The 17,360-nt window shown below is 54.7% G+C and carries 17 protein-coding genes; 1 reads left to right on the forward strand and 16 read right to left on the reverse strand.

Going from position 1 to position 17,360, the window contains the following annotated elements:
• Positions 1-5: 5 nt before the first annotated feature.
• From C0557_RS17185 to pdxB, 14 genes are all read right to left on the reverse strand, one after another.
• Entirely contained in the window at positions 6-722 is a 717-nt protein-coding gene (locus C0557_RS17185; protein WP_043952881.1) for an ABC transporter permease, read from the reverse strand.
• Positions 719-1,405, reverse strand: coding sequence for a histidine ABC transporter permease HisQ (locus tag C0557_RS17190; RefSeq protein WP_074777091.1), 687 nt, complete (start codon positions 1,403-1,405; stop codon positions 719-721). Before C0557_RS17190 ends, C0557_RS17185 begins: the two co-directional genes overlap by 4 nt.
• 85 nt (positions 1,406-1,490) lie before the next feature.
• A complete protein-coding gene (gene hisJ / locus C0557_RS17195; RefSeq protein ID WP_208663003.1) occupies positions 1,491-2,273 on the reverse strand; it encodes a histidine ABC transporter substrate-binding protein HisJ in 783 nt (260 codons plus the stop codon).
• A gap of 264 nt (positions 2,274-2,537) precedes the next feature.
• Entirely contained in the window at positions 2,538-3,320 is a 783-nt protein-coding gene (gene argT, locus C0557_RS17200; protein ID WP_208659760.1) for a lysine/arginine/ornithine ABC transporter substrate-binding protein ArgT, read from the reverse strand.
• Positions 3,321-3,592: 272 nt separating this feature from the next.
• Complete coding sequence (locus C0557_RS17205; protein WP_208659761.1) at positions 3,593-4,174, reverse strand: UbiX family flavin prenyltransferase; 582 nt, start codon at positions 4,172-4,174, stop codon at positions 3,593-3,595.
• A gap of 93 nt (positions 4,175-4,267) precedes the next feature.
• Positions 4,268-5,785, reverse strand: a complete 1,518-nt coding sequence (gene purF, locus C0557_RS17210; RefSeq protein ID WP_074777095.1) for an amidophosphoribosyltransferase — start codon at positions 5,783-5,785, stop codon at positions 4,268-4,270.
• 33 nt (positions 5,786-5,818) lie between these two features.
• A complete protein-coding gene (gene cvpA, locus C0557_RS17215) occupies positions 5,819-6,307 on the reverse strand; it encodes a colicin V production protein (RefSeq protein ID WP_007371056.1) in 489 nt (162 codons plus the stop codon).
• A gap of 231 nt (positions 6,308-6,538) precedes the next feature.
• Complete coding sequence (gene dedD, locus C0557_RS17220; RefSeq protein ID WP_208659763.1) at positions 6,539-7,249, reverse strand: cell division protein DedD; 711 nt, start codon at positions 7,247-7,249, stop codon at positions 6,539-6,541.
• A complete protein-coding gene (gene folC, locus C0557_RS17225) occupies positions 7,239-8,507 on the reverse strand; it encodes a bifunctional tetrahydrofolate synthase/dihydrofolate synthase (RefSeq protein ID WP_208659765.1) in 1,269 nt (422 codons plus the stop codon). The genes dedD and folC overlap by 11 nt, the downstream gene beginning before the upstream one ends.
• 70 nt (positions 8,508-8,577) lie before the next feature.
• A complete protein-coding gene (accD, locus tag C0557_RS17230) occupies positions 8,578-9,492 on the reverse strand; it encodes an acetyl-CoA carboxylase, carboxyltransferase subunit beta (protein WP_074777098.1) in 915 nt (304 codons plus the stop codon).
• A 103-nt stretch (positions 9,493-9,595) separates the two neighbouring features.
• Entirely contained in the window at positions 9,596-10,255 is a 660-nt protein-coding gene (locus tag C0557_RS17235) for a DedA family protein (protein WP_208659767.1), read from the reverse strand.
• Positions 10,256-10,283: 28 nt separating this feature from the next.
• On the reverse strand, positions 10,284-11,096 hold the full coding sequence (gene truA / locus C0557_RS17240) for a tRNA pseudouridine(38-40) synthase TruA (protein WP_208659769.1): 813 nt from the start codon (positions 11,094-11,096) through the stop codon (positions 10,284-10,286).
• Positions 11,096-12,109, reverse strand: coding sequence for an aspartate-semialdehyde dehydrogenase (locus C0557_RS17245; RefSeq protein ID WP_208659771.1), 1,014 nt, complete (start codon positions 12,107-12,109; stop codon positions 11,096-11,098). Before C0557_RS17245 ends, truA begins: the two co-directional genes overlap by 1 nt.
• 65 nt (positions 12,110-12,174) lie before the next feature.
• On the reverse strand, positions 12,175-13,311 hold the full coding sequence (gene pdxB, locus C0557_RS17250) for a 4-phosphoerythronate dehydrogenase PdxB (protein ID WP_208659773.1): 1,137 nt from the start codon (positions 13,309-13,311) through the stop codon (positions 12,175-12,177).
• A gap of 113 nt (positions 13,312-13,424) precedes the next feature.
• Between pdxB and flk the strand changes: the two genes are divergently transcribed.
• Entirely contained in the window at positions 13,425-14,432 is a 1,008-nt protein-coding gene (flk, locus tag C0557_RS17255) for a flagella biosynthesis regulator Flk (RefSeq protein WP_208663005.1), read from the forward strand.
• Positions 14,433-14,465: 33 nt separating this feature from the next.
• On the opposite strand, the gene C0557_RS17260 is transcribed toward flk, so the two are convergent.
• Both C0557_RS17260 and C0557_RS17265 read right to left on the reverse strand, forming a co-directional pair.
• Entirely contained in the window at positions 14,466-15,896 is a 1,431-nt protein-coding gene (locus tag C0557_RS17260; protein WP_208659775.1) for a 6-phospho-beta-glucosidase, read from the reverse strand.
• Between the two features lie 110 nt (positions 15,897-16,006).
• Complete coding sequence (locus C0557_RS17265) at positions 16,007-17,188, reverse strand: MFS transporter (protein ID WP_208659777.1); 1,182 nt, start codon at positions 17,186-17,188, stop codon at positions 16,007-16,009.
• Between the last annotated feature and the right edge of the window lie 172 nt (positions 17,189-17,360).

Here is a 17,360-nt window from a genome sequence, read left to right on the forward strand (position 1 = left end):
TGTTCTCAGTGCGTCGAAGAAGGTTTCATATGCTGCAACCAGCGCTTTTCCGCCTTGCGGAATAAGCTAATCAGCACATAAGAGATAATCAGATACAGCACCGCAGCGATACCAAACGCGGTAAACGGCTGGTAAGTTGCGGAGTTGATATCACGGGCAATTTTCAGCAGATCCGGCACCGTAGCGGTAAAGGCCAGCGCCGTTGAGTGCAGCATCAAAATCACTTCGTTGCTGTACGCGGGCAGCGCAATGCGCAGCGCCGACGGCAGAATAATGCTGCGGTACATTTTGAACGACGAGAAACCATAGGCACGCGCCGCCTCAATTTCGCCGTGCGGCACCGAACGGATCGCGCCGGCGAAAATCTCAGTGGTATAGGCACAGGTATTGAGCGTCAACGCCAGAATCGTACAGTTCAGGCCGCTTCGGAAGAAGGCATTCAGCAGCTCGGTACCCTTGACGATCTCCAGCGTGTACATGCCGGAGTAGAACACCAGCAGCTGAACATAGAGCGGCGTACCGCGAAACACGTAGGTAAATAGCCAGATCGGGAAGCGGATAAATTTATTGCTGGAAACACGTCCGATAGCCAGAAACACCGCCAGCACGCCGCCCATCGCCACCGATGAAATCAACAGCCACAGGGTAATTGCCACGCCCGTCAGGCGATAACCGTCGCTCCACAGCAGCGATTGCCAGTACTCCTGAATGATCTCGATCACAGGTCAGCCCTCTTCACACCCACGGAGTAGCGACGTTCGAGAAGAAGCAGCACGCCATTGGAAACCGTTGTAAAAACGAGGTAAATCACCCCGCAGACGATAGCAAAATAGAAGGGCTCCCAGGTGCTTTTCCCGGCGAGCTGAGTCGCTTTGACCACATCTTCCAGCCCCAGCAGCGAAACCAGCGCAGTCGCTTTCAGGATCACCTGCCAGTTGTTACCAATACCCGGCAGCGCGTAACGCATCATCGCCGGGAACAGGATGCGGCGGAAGATTTGCCGGCCGGTAAAACCAAATGCCGTTGCCGCTTCAATATGCCCTTTCGGCACCGCCATAAAGGCGCCGCGGAAGGTTTCGGTAAAATAGGCACCGTAAATAAAACCGAGGGTAATAATACCGGCGACCATCGGATCGATATCCAGTTGGTCCATACCCAGCGCATCCGTGACGCTGTTAAGGGCGATTTGCAGGCCGTAAAAAATCAGCAGCATCAACACCAGATCCGGAACACCGCGAATAAGCGTGGTATAGCCTTCAAAGATCAGCGCCAGCGCCCGGTTTTTCGACAGTTTCGCCCCTGCGCCTACCAGACCAATAATTACCGCCAGCACCACCGAACTGATGGCCAGCTCCAGGGTGACTAACGCACCGTGTAATATAACTTGAGAAAACCCGTACAGCATGCAGCCTGTCCTGTCGTATGTGGTGTTTTGCCGTGTCTTTTCCCCTCCCAGTGTGAGAGGGGCTGCACGTTAAGCACGGGTGGCATTAGCCACCATAAACATCGAAATCAAAGTATTTCTTCGCCAGCTTTTCGTAGGTGCCGTCCGCGCGCATTTCAGCAAACGCTTTGTTCAGCGCATCGCGTAGCTCGGTATCACCTTTGCGTACGCCCATGCCGGTTCCGACGCCAAACAATTTCTCATCTTTGATGGACGGGCCACCAAATTTGTAATCTTTACCGACCGGCGTTTTCAGGAAACCTTCGCTCGCCGCCACTTCGTCCTGGAACGCGGCATCAATGCGGCCGGCAGTCAGGTCAGAATAGATGTTGTCCTGGCCCTGATAGGAGACGATTTCCACCCCTTTTGGCGCCCAGTTTACGTTGCCGTAAGTTTCCTGCGTGGTGCCCTGCAACACACCAATGCGCTTGTCTTTCAGCTTGTCCAGATCCGGCTGAACGTCAGAATTTTTCGCTACCACCAGGCGGGAATCCGCCGCGTAAAGCTTGTCGGTGAAATCAATTTCCTGCTGACGTTTTTCGGTAATAGAGAGCGATGACATGATGGCGTCGATTTTTTTCGCTTTCAGCGAGGGGATCAGCGCATCCAGCGGGTTCTCAACAAACACACACTGAGTTTTGATGCGTTTGCACAGCTCTTTCGCCAGATCGATGTCAAAACCGATCAATTCCCCCTGCGCATTCTTTGATTCGAAAGGCGCATAAGTGGGATCGGTACCGATACGTAATTTTTGCGGAATGGCTGCGAACACAGTAGAAACGCTGGAAAACGCAAGCACCAGCGAAAGGGAGAGCACCAGTTTTTTCATCATTATCCTCAACAGACTGTCTTTCCTAAGGGAATTCTCGTAACAATACGGTGCCGTTATCGTGCCATCATATGCCCGGGCAAGGCAAAAAATTATGCCCGCGCGCTGGCTTTTTTTGCAGTATGAATGCTTAACTATGCATCCATGCACCACTATGGTGCGTAACGCGCACCACAACGAGACATTTACCGTATAAATGCACCACGCCATTTATTTAACGTGGTGCATATTTCCCTCATCCCGGATAAGCCGGGTTATGCAGCCTTAATCGCCGTAGACGTTAAAGTCGAAGTACTTTTTGGCGAGTTTGTCGTAGGTACCATCTTTACGCATTTCGGCAAACGCTTTGTCGAACGCGGCTTTCAGCTCAGTATCATCTTTGCGCAGACCGATACCGGTGCCGTCGCCGAAGTATTTCTTATCTTTCACTGACGGACCAGCAAAAGCGAAGTCTTTCCCGGCCGGTTGTTTCAGGAAGCCTTCGCTGGCAGCGACTTCATCCTGGAATGCCGCGTCCAGGCGACCCGCAGCGAGGTCAGAGTAGATCAGATCCTGGTTCTGGTAGGCCACCACATCGATGCCCTTGGTACGCCAGTTGTCGTTGGCATAACCTTCCTGAATAGAACCCTGCAGCACGCCAACGTGCTTGCCTTTCAGCGAATCCAGCGTCGGTTGAATCGGTGAACCTTTGGCGGCGATCAGGCGAGAATCGGCGGCGTAGAGCTTGTCAGAGAATGCAATTTCCTGCTGACGTTTTTCCGTAATCGACAGAGAAGAGATGATGGCGTCGATTTTTTTCGCTTTCAGCGACGGGATCAGCGAATCAAAATCGCTGCCGACCCAGGTGCATTTCACATGAACGCGTTTGCACATTTCGTTGCCGAGATCGATATCAAAACCCACGAAGTCCCCTTTCGCATCTTTCGATGAGAACGGCGCATAGGTTGCATCAGTACCGATGCGCACCGTGTGGGGAAGCGCTGCATAAACGCTGGCTGTCGCTGACAGGCCCAACAGTAAAGACAGAGCGAGAACCGTCTTCTTCATACATTACCCTCAAGTGTTCTGTTTTTATTCTGTATTACGTTGTGTTGTGTGTTGCTGGCAGTTACCTTGCACGTCTTATGCCAGTTTCCCGCAGCCGGAAAAAGACCGCGTTAAATTTGTTAATAAAACGTTGCAAACTTACTTAATGATGAAAGATAGCAGGTCTGCTGAACGAACCGGAGTGTTAGCACGGGGAAAAGAGGATTAAATGTTGAGGATATGATCGCGCTTGCAGAATTGCCCCAAAAAAGCGCATACCGGATAGCAGCGCACTATTTTGCGGCATCGCTCCCTTGCCAGCGGGTAAACAGATCTTCCGGCAACTCAATATCAAACTGATCAAGAACGCGGTTAACGGTCTGATCAATTACCGCATCCAGGCTTTGCGGGCGGTGATAAAACGCCGGTACCGGCGGCATAATTACCGCGCCCAGTTCCGCCGCCTGAGTCATCAAGCGCAAATGCCCAAGGTGCAGCGGCGTTTCACGCACGCACAGTACCAGCGGCCTGCGCTCTTTCAACACCACATCTGCCGCCCGCGTCAGCAGGCTGTCGGTGTAGCTGTGCACAATGCCGGAGAGGGTTTTGATCGAGCAAGGAAGAATCACCATGCCTGCGGTTTTAAACGAACCGGACGAGATGCTGGCGGCGATATCGCGCGTATCGTGCACCACATTCGCCAGCGCCTGTACATCGCGCAGAGAAAAATCAGTTTCCAGCGCCAGCGTCTGGCGGGCCGCCTGACTCATCACCAGATGGGTTTCAACCTCTGCCACGTCGCGCAGCACCTGCAACAGGCGAATGCCGTAGATTGCGCCACTGGCGCCAGAGATCCCCACAATGAGTCGTTTCATGATTGTTGCCCCTTTTTTATCGGACGAACTTTGCCTGATTATAGAGGGCGTTGCAACAGATTGCGCCCCTCACGATGGAGGGGCGCGGCAGGATTAACCTTCGTTATGCATCTCTAAGCTTTCCACTTCGTTCTGACGCTGCACCGCTTTGGCATCGTCATTACGCAGGGAGTCGAGATAATCAAGGTACTGCTGATCAACATCTTTGGTGACATACACGCCGTTGAACACCGAGCATTCAAACTGCTGGATATCCGGGTTTTCAGAGCGTACCGCCTCGATAAGATCGTTGAGATCCTGGAAAATCAGGCCGTCAGCGCCGATGATCTGGCGGATTTCATCCACTTCGCGCCCGTGAGCAATCAGCTCATTGGCCGTCGGCATATCGATACCGTAAACGTTCGGGAAGCGAATCTCCGGCGCAGCGGAAACGAGGTACACTTTTTTCGCCCCGGCTTCGCGAGCCATCTCGATAATCTGCTCGGAAGTGGTGCCGCGCACGATGGAGTCATCCACCAGCAGCACGTTTTTATCGCGGAACTCGGCACGGTTTGCGTTCAGCTTACGGCGTACGGATTTGCGGCGCAGTTGCTGGCCCGGCATGATAAAGGTACGACCGACATAGCGGTTTTTCACAAAGCCCTGACGGTACGGTTTACCAAGGATACGCGCAATTTCCAGCGCGATATCACAGGAGGTTTCCGGGATAGGAATAACCACGTCGATATCCAGATCTTCCCACTCGCGCGCGATTTTCTCGCCCAGCTTAGTGCCCATATTGACGCGGGCGCTGTAGACGGAAATTTTGTCGATGAAGGAGTCCGGACGCGCGAAATAAACGTATTCGAACAGGCACGGGTTGCTGACCGGGTTATCCGCACACTGACGGCTGAACAGCTGGCCTTTTTCGGTGATATACACCGCTTCGCCCGGCGCGACATCACGCAGGAATTCGAAGCCCAGCGTATCCAGCGCTACGCTTTCAGAGGCCACCATATATTCAGTGCGGCCATCGCCGATTTCACGTTTGCCCAGCACCAGCGGGCGAATGCCATTCGGATCGCGGAAAGCCACCATACCGTGACCGATAATCATCGCCACGCAGGCATAAGCACCGCGGATCTGGCGGTTAGTGCCGGCAATGGCGGCAAAAACGTTGTCAGCTTCCAGCGGGTAGTGGCGGAAGTTATCCAGCTCGCTGGCAAACACATTGAGCAGGATTTCAGAATCAGAAGTGGTGTTAATGTGGCGGCGCTTCTCTTCGAACAGCTTTTTACGCAGCTCATGCGCATTGGTCAGATTGCCGTTGTGCGCCAGCGTGATGCCGTAAGGGGAGTTAACGTAAAACGGCTGCGCTTCAGAGGCGCTGGAACTGCCCGCGGTAGGATAACGTACGTGGCCAATCCCCATATTGCCTTGCAGGCGCTGCATATGGCGGGCCTCGAATACATCATTCACCAGACCATTCGCCTTACGCAGACGGAAACAGTTGTTTTCGTCGATGGTGATGATGCCTGCGGCATCCTGCCCACGGTGCTGAAGCACCGACAACGCGTCATAAATCGACTGGTTTACCGGCATAAAACCGGCGATACCGACAATACCGCACATACGTCTTTTCCTCGTTAAGCCACATCTCAGGGCCTATGCCCTGGGCAAGAAACTCGACGAACTTTGCAGATAGTCAAAGAACCATCTGATGATGAAGCTGAATTGTGGGATAAGCTGCGACTTCTGCCAGTCTTCACTTTTCGACAGCCCGGTAAAGGTATCGAGAAAGAACAGAATGGCGGCGACGATCAGTACGCCGCGTAGCGCGCCAAAACAGATCCCCAGTACTCTGTCTGTACCCGACAGGCCAGTCTTCTCGACCAGCGCACCGATCACATAGTTAACGATAGCACCGACAATCAGCGTCGCGATGAACAGTACCGCGATGGCTATCCCATTGCGCACCAGTTCGTCTTCAAAGCCCGTGAACCAGACAGACAGGTAAGTATAGTAATGACTGGCGACAAAGAAAGCACAGCCCCATGTCACCAGCGATAACGCTTCACGAACAAAGCCGCGGATCAGGCTTACCAGACAAGAAAAACCAATCACCGCAATGATGGCGTAATCAATCCAGACCATATGTGTCCCACGATTTTACGCCCAGTCGTCCAGTTCGGGGCGCATTCTAACAGAAAAAGAAAACGTTTGCGTAGGGATTTCCTTCCCGCGCGGAAATAAAAATGGCGCTGAAAAAATATTCAACGCCACGGTTCCGGTTGCCTCTCGTCAGGGCTTTATTTCCCCTCATCCCTGCCCACTTTGCCGTGCAGAGAGGGATGAGAAGTGGCGCTGTTTTTTTCTCTTCGGCCTTTAGTTCGGCGTATAGCCCATCACCACACCGCTCAGCCCGGAGAGCTGTTTCAACTCCTCCAGCGAGCCTTTCAGCTTATCCCGTGACGCATCCGGCCCCACCAGAATACGGGTGATTTTACCCTGAACCGGCGTCGTCGGCGACGTGTAAACGCGATAACCTGCGCCACGTAATTTACCAACGATTTCATTCACTTTATCCGCATTCTTCAGCGCGCCAAGCTGCACCACATACGCTTTACCGGTTGGCACCGTTTTGTCGTCCTGCGCTTTCGCTGGCGGCGTCGATGTTTCGTTTGCCACAGCGAGTTGCTCGCTGGCTTTATCACGCGTTGCAGGCGGCGCGGTTTGTTGCTGCGCCTGCGGTTTTGGCTGTGGTTTAGGTTTCGCTTGTTCAACCGGCGTGCTGGTGACTTCCGGTTGCGGAGTGCCGTTCGCCGCCAGCCTTGACGCATCCAGCGACGGTGCTTCTGCATCGCCAGCGCGCACCTCTTCCGCCGCGCCTTCCGGCGGCTGCGCCGGAAGTGCCTGCGTCGCAGCCGGCATCATGTCCGGCTCATCGCGATCGCCAGGTTTCGGCACCAGCGGGATCGCGGCAAACTCATCCTGATAATGTTTTTTCTGCCCGTCGAGAAGCCCGGGAAGAATAATCACCCCGAGCGCAACCAGCACAATGGTACCCATCAAACGGTTCTGAAACTTACTTGCCACCGGTTCTCCCCGCATCCATCGCTTCCATGACATGTGCCACCGTGTGGAACGATCCACACACCAGAACAGTATCGTTGGCGTCGGCATCGGCCATCGCCGCCTGCCAGGCCTGCGCAACATCCGGCCACGCGCGGCCAGAATTCAGATGCTCCAGCAGTTGTTCTGCCATTGCGCCGCGCGGCCCTTCCAGTGGGGCACAATACCAGCTATCGACCACCGGCTCCAGACAGGCAAGCGTCCCGGCGATGTCTTTGTCATGCAACATGCCAATCACCGCCAGTACGCGGCCCTTCTTCGGTAACGTGGCAAGACGGCTGGCAAGGTAACCGGCAGCGTGAGGATTGTGGGCAACATCGAGGATCAAACGCGGCGACTCGCTGACAATCTGGAAACGTCCCGGCAAAATAGCACCGGCGATGCCGTCGCGGATCGCCTGCTCGCTGACCGCCAGCTTACTGGCGCGTAGCGCAGCCAGCGCGGTTGCCGCATTTGGCTGCGGTACCTGCGGCAGCGGCAGATCGGTAAGCTCGCCCTGGGCATCACGAAAACGCCAGCCCTGCGCGTTAACGTCATAATTCCAGTCAACGCCCCGGCGCAGCAGCAGCGCGCCCTTCTCCTGCGCCACCTCGGCGATGGTCTGCGGCATATCCGGTTCGCCGACCACTGCCGGTTTACCTCCGCGGAAAACGCCCGCTTTTTCGCGGCCAATGCTTTCACGATCCGGGCCGAGCCAGTCGGTGTGATCCAGCGCAATGCTGGTGACCACAGCGACATCCGCATCCACTATATTAGTGGCATCCAGACGACCGCCCAGTCCCACTTCAAGGATCACCACGTCGAGCTGAGCCTGCTTAAACAACCACAGCGCCGACAAAGTGCCATATTCAAAATAGCTCAGTGAAATCTCGCCACGAACGGCTTCAATCTCCGCAAAAGAGCGGGTATGTTCGCTTTCAGCCAGCTCTCCGCCCTGGATGCGCACGCGTTCGGTATAGCGCACCAGGTGCGGTGAACTGTAGACGCCAACCCGATAGCCCGCCGCCAGCAGAATCGACTCCAGCGTACGGCAAGTGGTACCTTTGCCATTGGTTCCGGCTACGGTAAAGACAAACGGTGCGGGGCGGAGCACATCAAGGCGTGCCGCCACCTGGCTTACGCGCTCAAGCCCCAGATCGATGGTTTTACTGTGCAGGTTTTCCAGATAAGAAAGCCACGCGGCCAGGGGCGACGTGGCTTGCGGAATGCGTTTAATATCCATGATGCCCGTTGATAATGTACGGTTTGAAAAACAAAAGGGCAGCGCCTGGTGGCTCTGCCCTTCGGTATTATCAGGCTTCGCCTTCCTGACCGGCCGGTGACGGAGCCACCGTGCCAACATGCGATTCATCCGGATCCGGCGCAGGCAGATTCATCAGCTTCGCCAGAATACGCGCCAGCTTCAGACGCAGTTCCGGACGGCGGATAATCATGTCAATCGCGCCTTTTTCAATCAGGAACTCACTGCGCTGGAAGCCCGGCGGCAGTTTCTCACGCACGGTCTGCTCGATAACGCGCGGACCGGCAAAACCGATCAGCGCTTTCGGTTCGGCGATGTTCAGATCGCCCAGCATCGCAAAGCTCGCGGAAACGCCGCCCATGGTCGGGTCGGTCAGCACGGAGATATACGGCAGACCACGCTCCTGCATTTTCGCCAGCGCCGCAGAGGTTTTCGCCATCTGCATCAGCGACATCAGCGCTTCCTGCATACGTGCGCCACCGGAAGCGGAGAAGCAGATCAGCGGGCAGTTGTCTTCCAGCGCCTGCTCAACGGCACGCACAAAGCGAGCGCCAACGACGGAGCCCATAGAACCGCCCATAAAGGAGAACTCAAATGCCGCAGCCACAATCGGCATACCGTGCAGCGTGCCTTTCATTACCACCAGCGCGTCTTTCTCGCCGGTCTCTTTCTGGGCTGTCGCCAGACGGTCTTTGTATTTTTTTGAATCGCGGAACTTGAGCACATCTTTTGGCTCAAGTTCGCTACCCAGTTCTACCAGCGAACCTTCATCCAGCAGGCTATGCAGGCGATTACGCGCTGACATCCGCATGTGGTGATCGCATTTCGGGCAGACCTCAAGGTTACGCTCCAGCTCGGCGCGGTACAGCACCTGGCCGCAGCTATCGCATTTTGTCCACACCCCTTCAGGGATACTTGCCTTGCGGGTGGGGGTGATGTTGCTCTTAATTCTTTCAATCCAGCTCATTGATAACCTTTATACATGAACCTGGTAGCCCATAAATGGTGCACATTAAAACATAACAGTTCGCAACTTGGGATAAAAAAGTGGTCGAACCGCCATTGCGCCCTTATTTTATCTGCTTTGCCGCAGCGCGTCGGTGACGAATAATCTCAATCACACCCGGAAGTATAGACACCACGATGATTGCCACAATCAACAACTTAAGATTTTCCTGAACCATCGGCAGGGTGCCAAAGAAATATCCGGCGTAGGTAAACAGCAGTACCCATAACAGCGCGCCCGCTACGTTGAAAAGAGCGAAGTGGCGATAAGACATATGCCCCATACCGGCGACAAACGGTGCGAATGTCCGCACAATCGGTACAAAACGCGCCAGAATAATCGTTTTTCCGCCATGCCGTTCATAAAACTGATGGGTTTTATCAAGATAGCTGCGACGGAAAATCTTCGAATCCGGATTACTGAATAATCGATCGCCAAAGAGTCGCCCGATGGTGTAGTTCACCGCGTCACCGGCAATCGCGGCAATAAGCATCAGTACAACCATCAGATGCACATTCAGATCGTTCGTGCCAAGAGAGGCCAGCGCACCGGCAACAAACAGCAGCGAATCCCCCGGCAGGAAAGGCGTGACCACCAGCCCGGTTTCGCAAAAGAGGATCACAAACAGGATCGCATAAACCCAGATGCCATACTGTGCCACCAGCTCCGCCAGATGCACATCAATATGCAGGATGAAATCAATAAGGAAGTGTATTAGGTCCATATTTACTTATGCCTTTTATGAATTGCGACTAGTCCGCCAGGAACAGCGGGCCCATTGGCGCAGCCGGAAGGTCGAAACGCGCTGGATAATCCACCGCCACCAGATATAACCCTTCCGCTTTCGCCGTTGCTGCCGCCAGCGTGCGATCCTTGACCGCCAGCAACTCTGCTATCCAACTCTCCGGCTGGTTGTGGGCGCCTACTTCCATCAGGCTGCCGACAATATTCCTGACCATATGATGTACAAAGGCATTGGCTTTGATATCAACCACAATGTAATTTCCGTAGCGACTGACGTTGATATGCATCAGATTGCGCCACGGCGTGCGCGACTGGCACTGCACCGCGCGAAACGAGGTAAAATCATTTTCGCCAAGCAGGCACTGCGCGGCGCGATGCATCCGCCCGGCATCCAGCGGCTGGTGATAGTGCGTAACACCGTGGCCTAACACCGCCGGACGTAAACGATGGTTGTAAATAATGTAGCGGTAACGGCGAGCCGTAGCGCTGAAACGAGCATGAAAATCATCGGCAACAGTTTTTACCCAGCGCACCGCGATATCACCAGGCAAATTCGCATTTACCCCTAACGTCCAGGCGGCATCTTTGCGCAGCGCAGTCGTTTCGAAATGCACTACCTGCCCTGTCGCATGCACACCGGCGTCAGTTCTCCCGGCGCAGAACACATTAATCGGCTCATTGGCGACCTGCGAAAGGGCTTTTTCCAGCTTCTCCTGCACACTGCGCACTTCTTGCTGACGCTGCCAGCCGTAATACTTGCTGCCGTCATACTCAATACCAAGCGCAATTTTGTAGACCGGCGCTTTGACTTCGTCCTGCATCAGTACAGATACTCCTGCACCAGTTTCTCGGCGGTTTTGACCGCCATCAGTGCGCCACCAAAGCGAACGTTATCGGCCACCGACCAGAACTGGATCTGCTCCGGCATGCCGTAATCATTACGGATGCAGCCCACAGAAAGATGAGTCTGACCGGAAGCATCGCCCACCTGGGTAGGAAATTCGTTCTCTTCAGACAGCACAATTTCGTCAAAACGGGCAAAGGCATCGCGCGCTTCTTCAGCAGCCAGCGGACGCAGCGCTTCAAAACTGACCATCTGCGCATGGCCGTAAAATACCGGCGACTGTACGCAGTTCGCGGAGATCATCAGACCGTCATCCTGCAAAATTTTGCGCATCTGATCGATAATCACCCGCTCTTCACGCACGCTCCCTTCGCTATCCGGCAGCAGCGGCAGCATGTTGAATGCAAGCTGGCGGCCAAAATAGTCATCCTCATCAATCGGGATGCCGTTCAGCAGCTTGGCGCTCTGCCCTGCCAACGCATCGACCGCCTGCTTGCCGCTGCGTGAAACAGACAGCATGCTGGTGACAGCGACGCGTGAAAAACCGCCCTCGTCGATCAGCGGTTTAATACTGGCCAGCAGCTGGCTGGTCAGGCTGTCTGGCACGGCAATAATATTGCGGTTGCGGTAATCCGCGAGCACAAACGGGTTAACGTCCGGCATGACCAGCGGCACATCCGGCTCCAGCGCAAACAGACCGCTGGTATCGATCACCAGGCAACCGGCGTTAGTGGCCTCTTCAATCCAGGTCGCAGATGCCTGCGCACCGGCGACGAAAAACGCCAGTTGCGCCTGCGTCCAGTCAAAACTGGCAACGTCTTCAACGCGCACGGTTTTACCCGCGAAACGCAGGTTTTCGCCCGCGCTCTCTTCTCTGGCCAGCGCATAAAGTTCGCCTACCGGGAACTGACGTTCCGCCAGCGTTTCGAGCAAGGCTTCTCCGACAGCGCCAGTTGCGCCAAGAACGGCAATATTCCAGCCTTCAGACATGGTGATTTACTCCAGGAAATAAAGCGTCCCTGCGGCATTTTTCCGCAGGGAGCATTAAGAAGACATTAACGGGCCGGGGTGTGCGTGGCGTTAAAACCCAGTTGCTGCAACAGTGCGGCGGCACTGGCATCATCGCACTGCACATACAGTGATGACCATTCGCGACGCTCAAGATAGTTTTTACGTAACTTATCAAATTCACCCGGCGTGCCTGCCACTTTTCGCAGCAACGCATCGTCACGGCGCACATCATACACCAAATGAACCAACCTTTTTAGCGTTGACTGATCGAGAGGACCGTGCAGCGTTATGCGGCCAAATTCCGCTGCAGGCAGCAGCGTATCGAGCGCTATTTGTGTACGCTTACCGATAAATTCACTATAAGCTTCAAACACTTGCGTTGTTCCGCGCGCTTTACCTTCAAGGGTGTACCCGGCGATATGCGCGGTGCCAATGTCAACGCGTTGCAACAGCTCCACGTTGAGATCAGGTTCCGGCTCCCAGACGTCCAGCACCACATGCAGCGCCTGTCCCGCCTGCAAACGCTGCAGCAGCGCCGCATTATCCACCACCGGGCCACGGCAGGCATTAATCAGAATAGTGCCAGGCTTCAGACGCGCCAGCAGAGCATCATCCGCCAGATGCAGCGTTTTATACGGGCCATCTTTAAACAGCGGCGTATGGAAGGTCAGCACATCCGCTTCACGTACCAGCTCATCAAGCGAGCGGAAATCACCGTCATCGCCACGATCGGCGCGCGGCGGATCGCATAGCAGCGTGCGGATCCCCAGCGCTTCGAGGCGCGCCTGTAAGCGTCCGCCCACATTGCCCACACCGACAATCCCGACCGTACGATCTTTGAGAGCAAAGCCTTCGCGCTCCGCCAGCATCAACAGTGAAGAGAAAACATACTCTACAACCGCAATGGCGTTGCAGCCTGGCGCTGCGGAAAAGCCAATCCCCGCTTGCTGCAAATACCCTTCATCAACATGGTCAGTTCCCGCGGTTGCCGTACCGACAAATTTGATCCCCGTTCCCTGTAATAATGCCTCGTTGACTTTCGTCACGGAGCGCACCATTAACGCATCAGCATCGGCCAGTTCCGCAAGCGGGATTGGACGACCGGGAACCGCTTTCACTTCACCCAGACGGCTAAAAAGATCGCGGGCATAAGGCATATTTTCATCAACAAGGATTTTCACGCTACAGTACCTGTTTGAGAACGGGAGTTGAGCGCGCAAGTGTGCCATAATCTCGCCGCCAGGCATACCTGCAATGCCGACCACCGCCATGCGAGAGTAAGAGGAAATCCATGATGCAACCCATTCAGGGGACGCCCGCGCGCCCTCCCGGGCAAGAGCCGACACAAGCCGCGAATAATGCTGGCGAACAGCCCTTATCCACCCTGCAACGTACCGTGCTGGAGCGACTGGTTATTCGCTTGATCGCGTTAACGCAGCAACAAAGCGCGGAAGTATGGGCTGGCATGAAACACGATTTAGGGCTGAAGAATGACGCCCCGCTGCTCTCGCGTCACTTTCCGGCTGCTGAGCAGAACCTCAACCAGCGCGTGGAAACTGCAACGCAGAACCACACTAACCGCCAGGTGGTTTCACAACTGACGGAACTGTTAAGCCAGGGAAATAATCGCCAGGCGGTGAGCGATTTTATTCGTCAGCAGTTTGGTCAGACGGCGCTCAGCCAGTTGACGCCTCAGCAGTTAAAAACCGTGCTGACCATGTTGCAGAATAACCAGATTACCATTCCGCAGCCGCAGCAACGCCCGGCCACCGAGCGTCCGCTACTGCCTGCCGAGCACAATTCGCTGAACCAGGCGGTCACGAAACTGGCGGCAGCAACAGGCGAATCCGGTAAATTGATCTGGCAGTCGATGATGGAGCTTTCCGGCGTCAAAACCGGTGAACTGATCCCGGCGAAACATTTCGCGCCGCTGATGACATGGCTGCAGGCGCGCCAGACGTTAAGCACGCACAGCGCGCCCACGCTGCACACTATCCAGACCGCCCTGAAACAGCCGCTGGATGATATGGAAATGCGCACGATTACCGAGTACGCCCAGCAGACATGGCAGGCCACGCCGCAGACGATCCTGACGACGGCGCAGGTTCAGGACATTCTTAATCATGTCTTTTTACGCCGCACAGAACGTGCGACGGGCACCTTTGAGGTTCGCGATATTCAGCCCATTTACAGCCCGTTTGTCGCACCCATTGTCGAAACAATAAAATCGATTTCCACGCGACCGGGATTCTTTTTTATCGCCCTGCTTATCGCATTAGCGCTTTTCTGGCTGGTGAGTTAAAAAATTCCCCTCCGGGCGGAGGGGAATTTATCGTCAAATATTCTCGCCGTTGTGTTTGATAACGTCCTGATACCACCAGAACGATTTTTTACGGCTGCGCGCCAGCGTGCCGTTACCCTCGTTATCTTTATCAACGTAGATTAAGCCATAGCGTTTTTTCATTTCGCCAGTGCCCGCAGAGACCAGATCAATACAGCCCCACGGGGTATAACCCATTAAATCGACGCCATCTTCCACCACCGCTTTTTTCATTTCGCGGATATGGTTGTGCATATATTCAATGCGGTACTGATCGTTCACTACGCCGTCGCTTTCAGGCTGATCAATAGCACCAAAACCGTTTTCCACAACAAACAGCGGCAACTGGTAGAGATCGTAGAAATAGTTCAGAGAGTAACGCAGGCCAACCGGATCAATTTGCCAGCCCCAGTCGGAAGCTTTCACGTACGGGTTTTTCACCAGGCTTTTCGTCTCGTCGTAATCGAGGTGCGGGTTGTTTTCCTGAGTTTTGGTGACAAACGACATGTAATAACTGAAGCCAATATAGTCAACGCGTCCGCGCGTCAGAATCTGCAAATCCTCTTCGGTGATATCGAGTTTGAACTGGCGGCGAGCAAAATAATTGAGCAGGTGCTGCGGGTAATAACCGCGTACGTGAACATCGGTAAACCAGTAGCGCCGGTGCATCGCAGCAACCGACATCATCATATCGTCCGGCGCGCAGGTGAGCGGATAAATCGGGCACATGGCGATCATACAGCCGATTTTAAAATCCGGGTTAATTTTATGCCCGGCTTCCACCGCCAGCGCGCTGGCCACTAATTCATAGTGGGCGGCCTGATACATGATCACTTCGCGATCTTCACCCGCTTTATATTTCACGCCAGAGTTGGTGAAGGGCGCAAAATCTTCGTGATAGTTAGCCTGGTTGTTAATTTCGTTGAAGGTCATCCAGTATTTCACCTTGCTGCGATAGCGGGTGAAAACGGCATTGGCAAAACGGACAAAAAAGTCGATCAGTTTGCGATTACGCCAGCCGCCATATTCGGTGACCAGGTGATAAGGCATTTCGAAATGGGAAAGGGTAATAACGGGCTCAATATTGTATTTCAGGCATTCATCAAAAAGATCATCGTAGAATTGTAACCCGGCTTCATTCGGCTCCAGTTCATCACCCTGAGGAAAAATACGTGTCCAGGCAATGGAGGTGCGAAAACATTTAAACCCCATTTCGGCAAACAGCTTAATATCGTCTTTATAGCGGTGATAAAAATCGATGGCTTCATGGTTAGGATAATTTTTACCAGGCAGTACGCCGTCGGTAATTTCACGCGGTACACCATGCGCCCCTGCGGTCATGACATCAGCAACGCTGATCCCCTTGCCTCCTTCCTGCCAGCCGCCTTCCAGTTGATGCGCCGCCACCGCGCCGCCCCATAAGAAATCCGCTTTAAACCCAGCCATTGTTTTCTCCTTTCGCGTAATGATGGCAAAAGAATAAACAAGCCCGCAGTGAGATGACATCACCACGGGCTCATTCTGTGAAACCGGTTGCAAAGAGTTTTACCGGGCGATCATTTCCGCGCGCGGAAGGCCACCAGGGTGATCACAATACCGGTAATGGCGGCAATTGCTCCCGCGAGGAAAACCGATGGGTATCCCGCAGTCGTTGCCAACAGCCCGGTTAACGGGCCGCTAAACGCGTAGGAGATATCCTGAAATGCCGCATAGCCGCCAAGCGCCGTGCCACGCACCTGCGGCGGCGCGCGCTTGACGACTTCAACGCCCAGCGCCGGGAAAATAAGCGAGCAGCCGCTGCCGGTCAGAGCCGCGCCCAGCAATGCCATCCACGCGTCATGCGCCTGCCATAACAGCAGCAGGCCAATGGTTTCGATCACCAGCGAAGCAATCGCCACCCGCACACCGCCAAAACGGTCCGGCATCCAGCCGAACAAAATGCGCATCAGCACAAATGCGCCGCCGAAAGCCGTCAGGGTAAAACCTGCCATTGACCAGCCCTGGCTGGCAAAGTAGAGCGAAACAAAGGTGCCGATCACCGCAAAGCCAACGCCCTGAAGCGCCAGCCCCAGCCCCGGTTGCCAGATAAGCCCGACCACGCTCCACAGTGCAGGACGATCGCCCGGATGCGCTGGCGTTTTGCGCACGCCGCCGTTAAATGCGAAGGCCAGCAGCGGCAATACCATGGTGATCGCTGCCAGGGCAGCAAAACCAAAGTGGCTGTGAACCAGCAACCCAAGCGGCGCGCCAGCAGCCAGCGCACCGTAAATCGCCATTCCGTTCCATGACATCACTTTGCCGGAACGCGCGGGACCAACCAGCCCCATTCCCCAGGTGAGCGTGCCGGTAAGAAGCTGGCTTTCACCGAAACCGAGGATCAGACGCCCCAGAATCAACAGCGCAAATTTGGCAGCGGGCGCAGCCGACAACAGCGCCGCCAGCAGCCACGCTGCTCCGGCCAGAGCACAGGCGATCATGCCCTGTATCACCGAACGTTTCGCGCCATATTGATCGGCAAGACGACCAGCATAGCCGCGTGTTAAGACGGTGGCCAGAAACTGAATACCAACGGCAATTCCCACCATGGTATTACCGTAGCCCAACTCATTGTGTACAAACAGCGGGATCACCGGTAGCGGCAGGCCAACGGTCAGGTAGGTCAGAAACACCGCAAAGGCGATACGAAACAGCGACATATTCGCTGACGAGGTTTTAACAGATTGAACGTCTACAGACATGCATTACTCCATAACGCAGAGTAAGGCGGGATTTGGAAGTGCCACGCCCCCTCTACCTGAGTGCCAGGATTAAGGTGCGTTGGTTAACGTTGAACGCTTACGCATTATCGTGTTGATAATGTTGCGCCGGGGAGTTTGCCTGCCGCAACGGCAGCTTGTCAATGCATAAAAA

The sequence above is a fragment of the Kosakonia sp. MUSA4 genome (assembly GCF_013085925.1).
In the GTDB taxonomy this organism is placed as follows: domain Bacteria; phylum Pseudomonadota; class Gammaproteobacteria; order Enterobacterales; family Enterobacteriaceae; genus Kosakonia; species Kosakonia sacchari_B.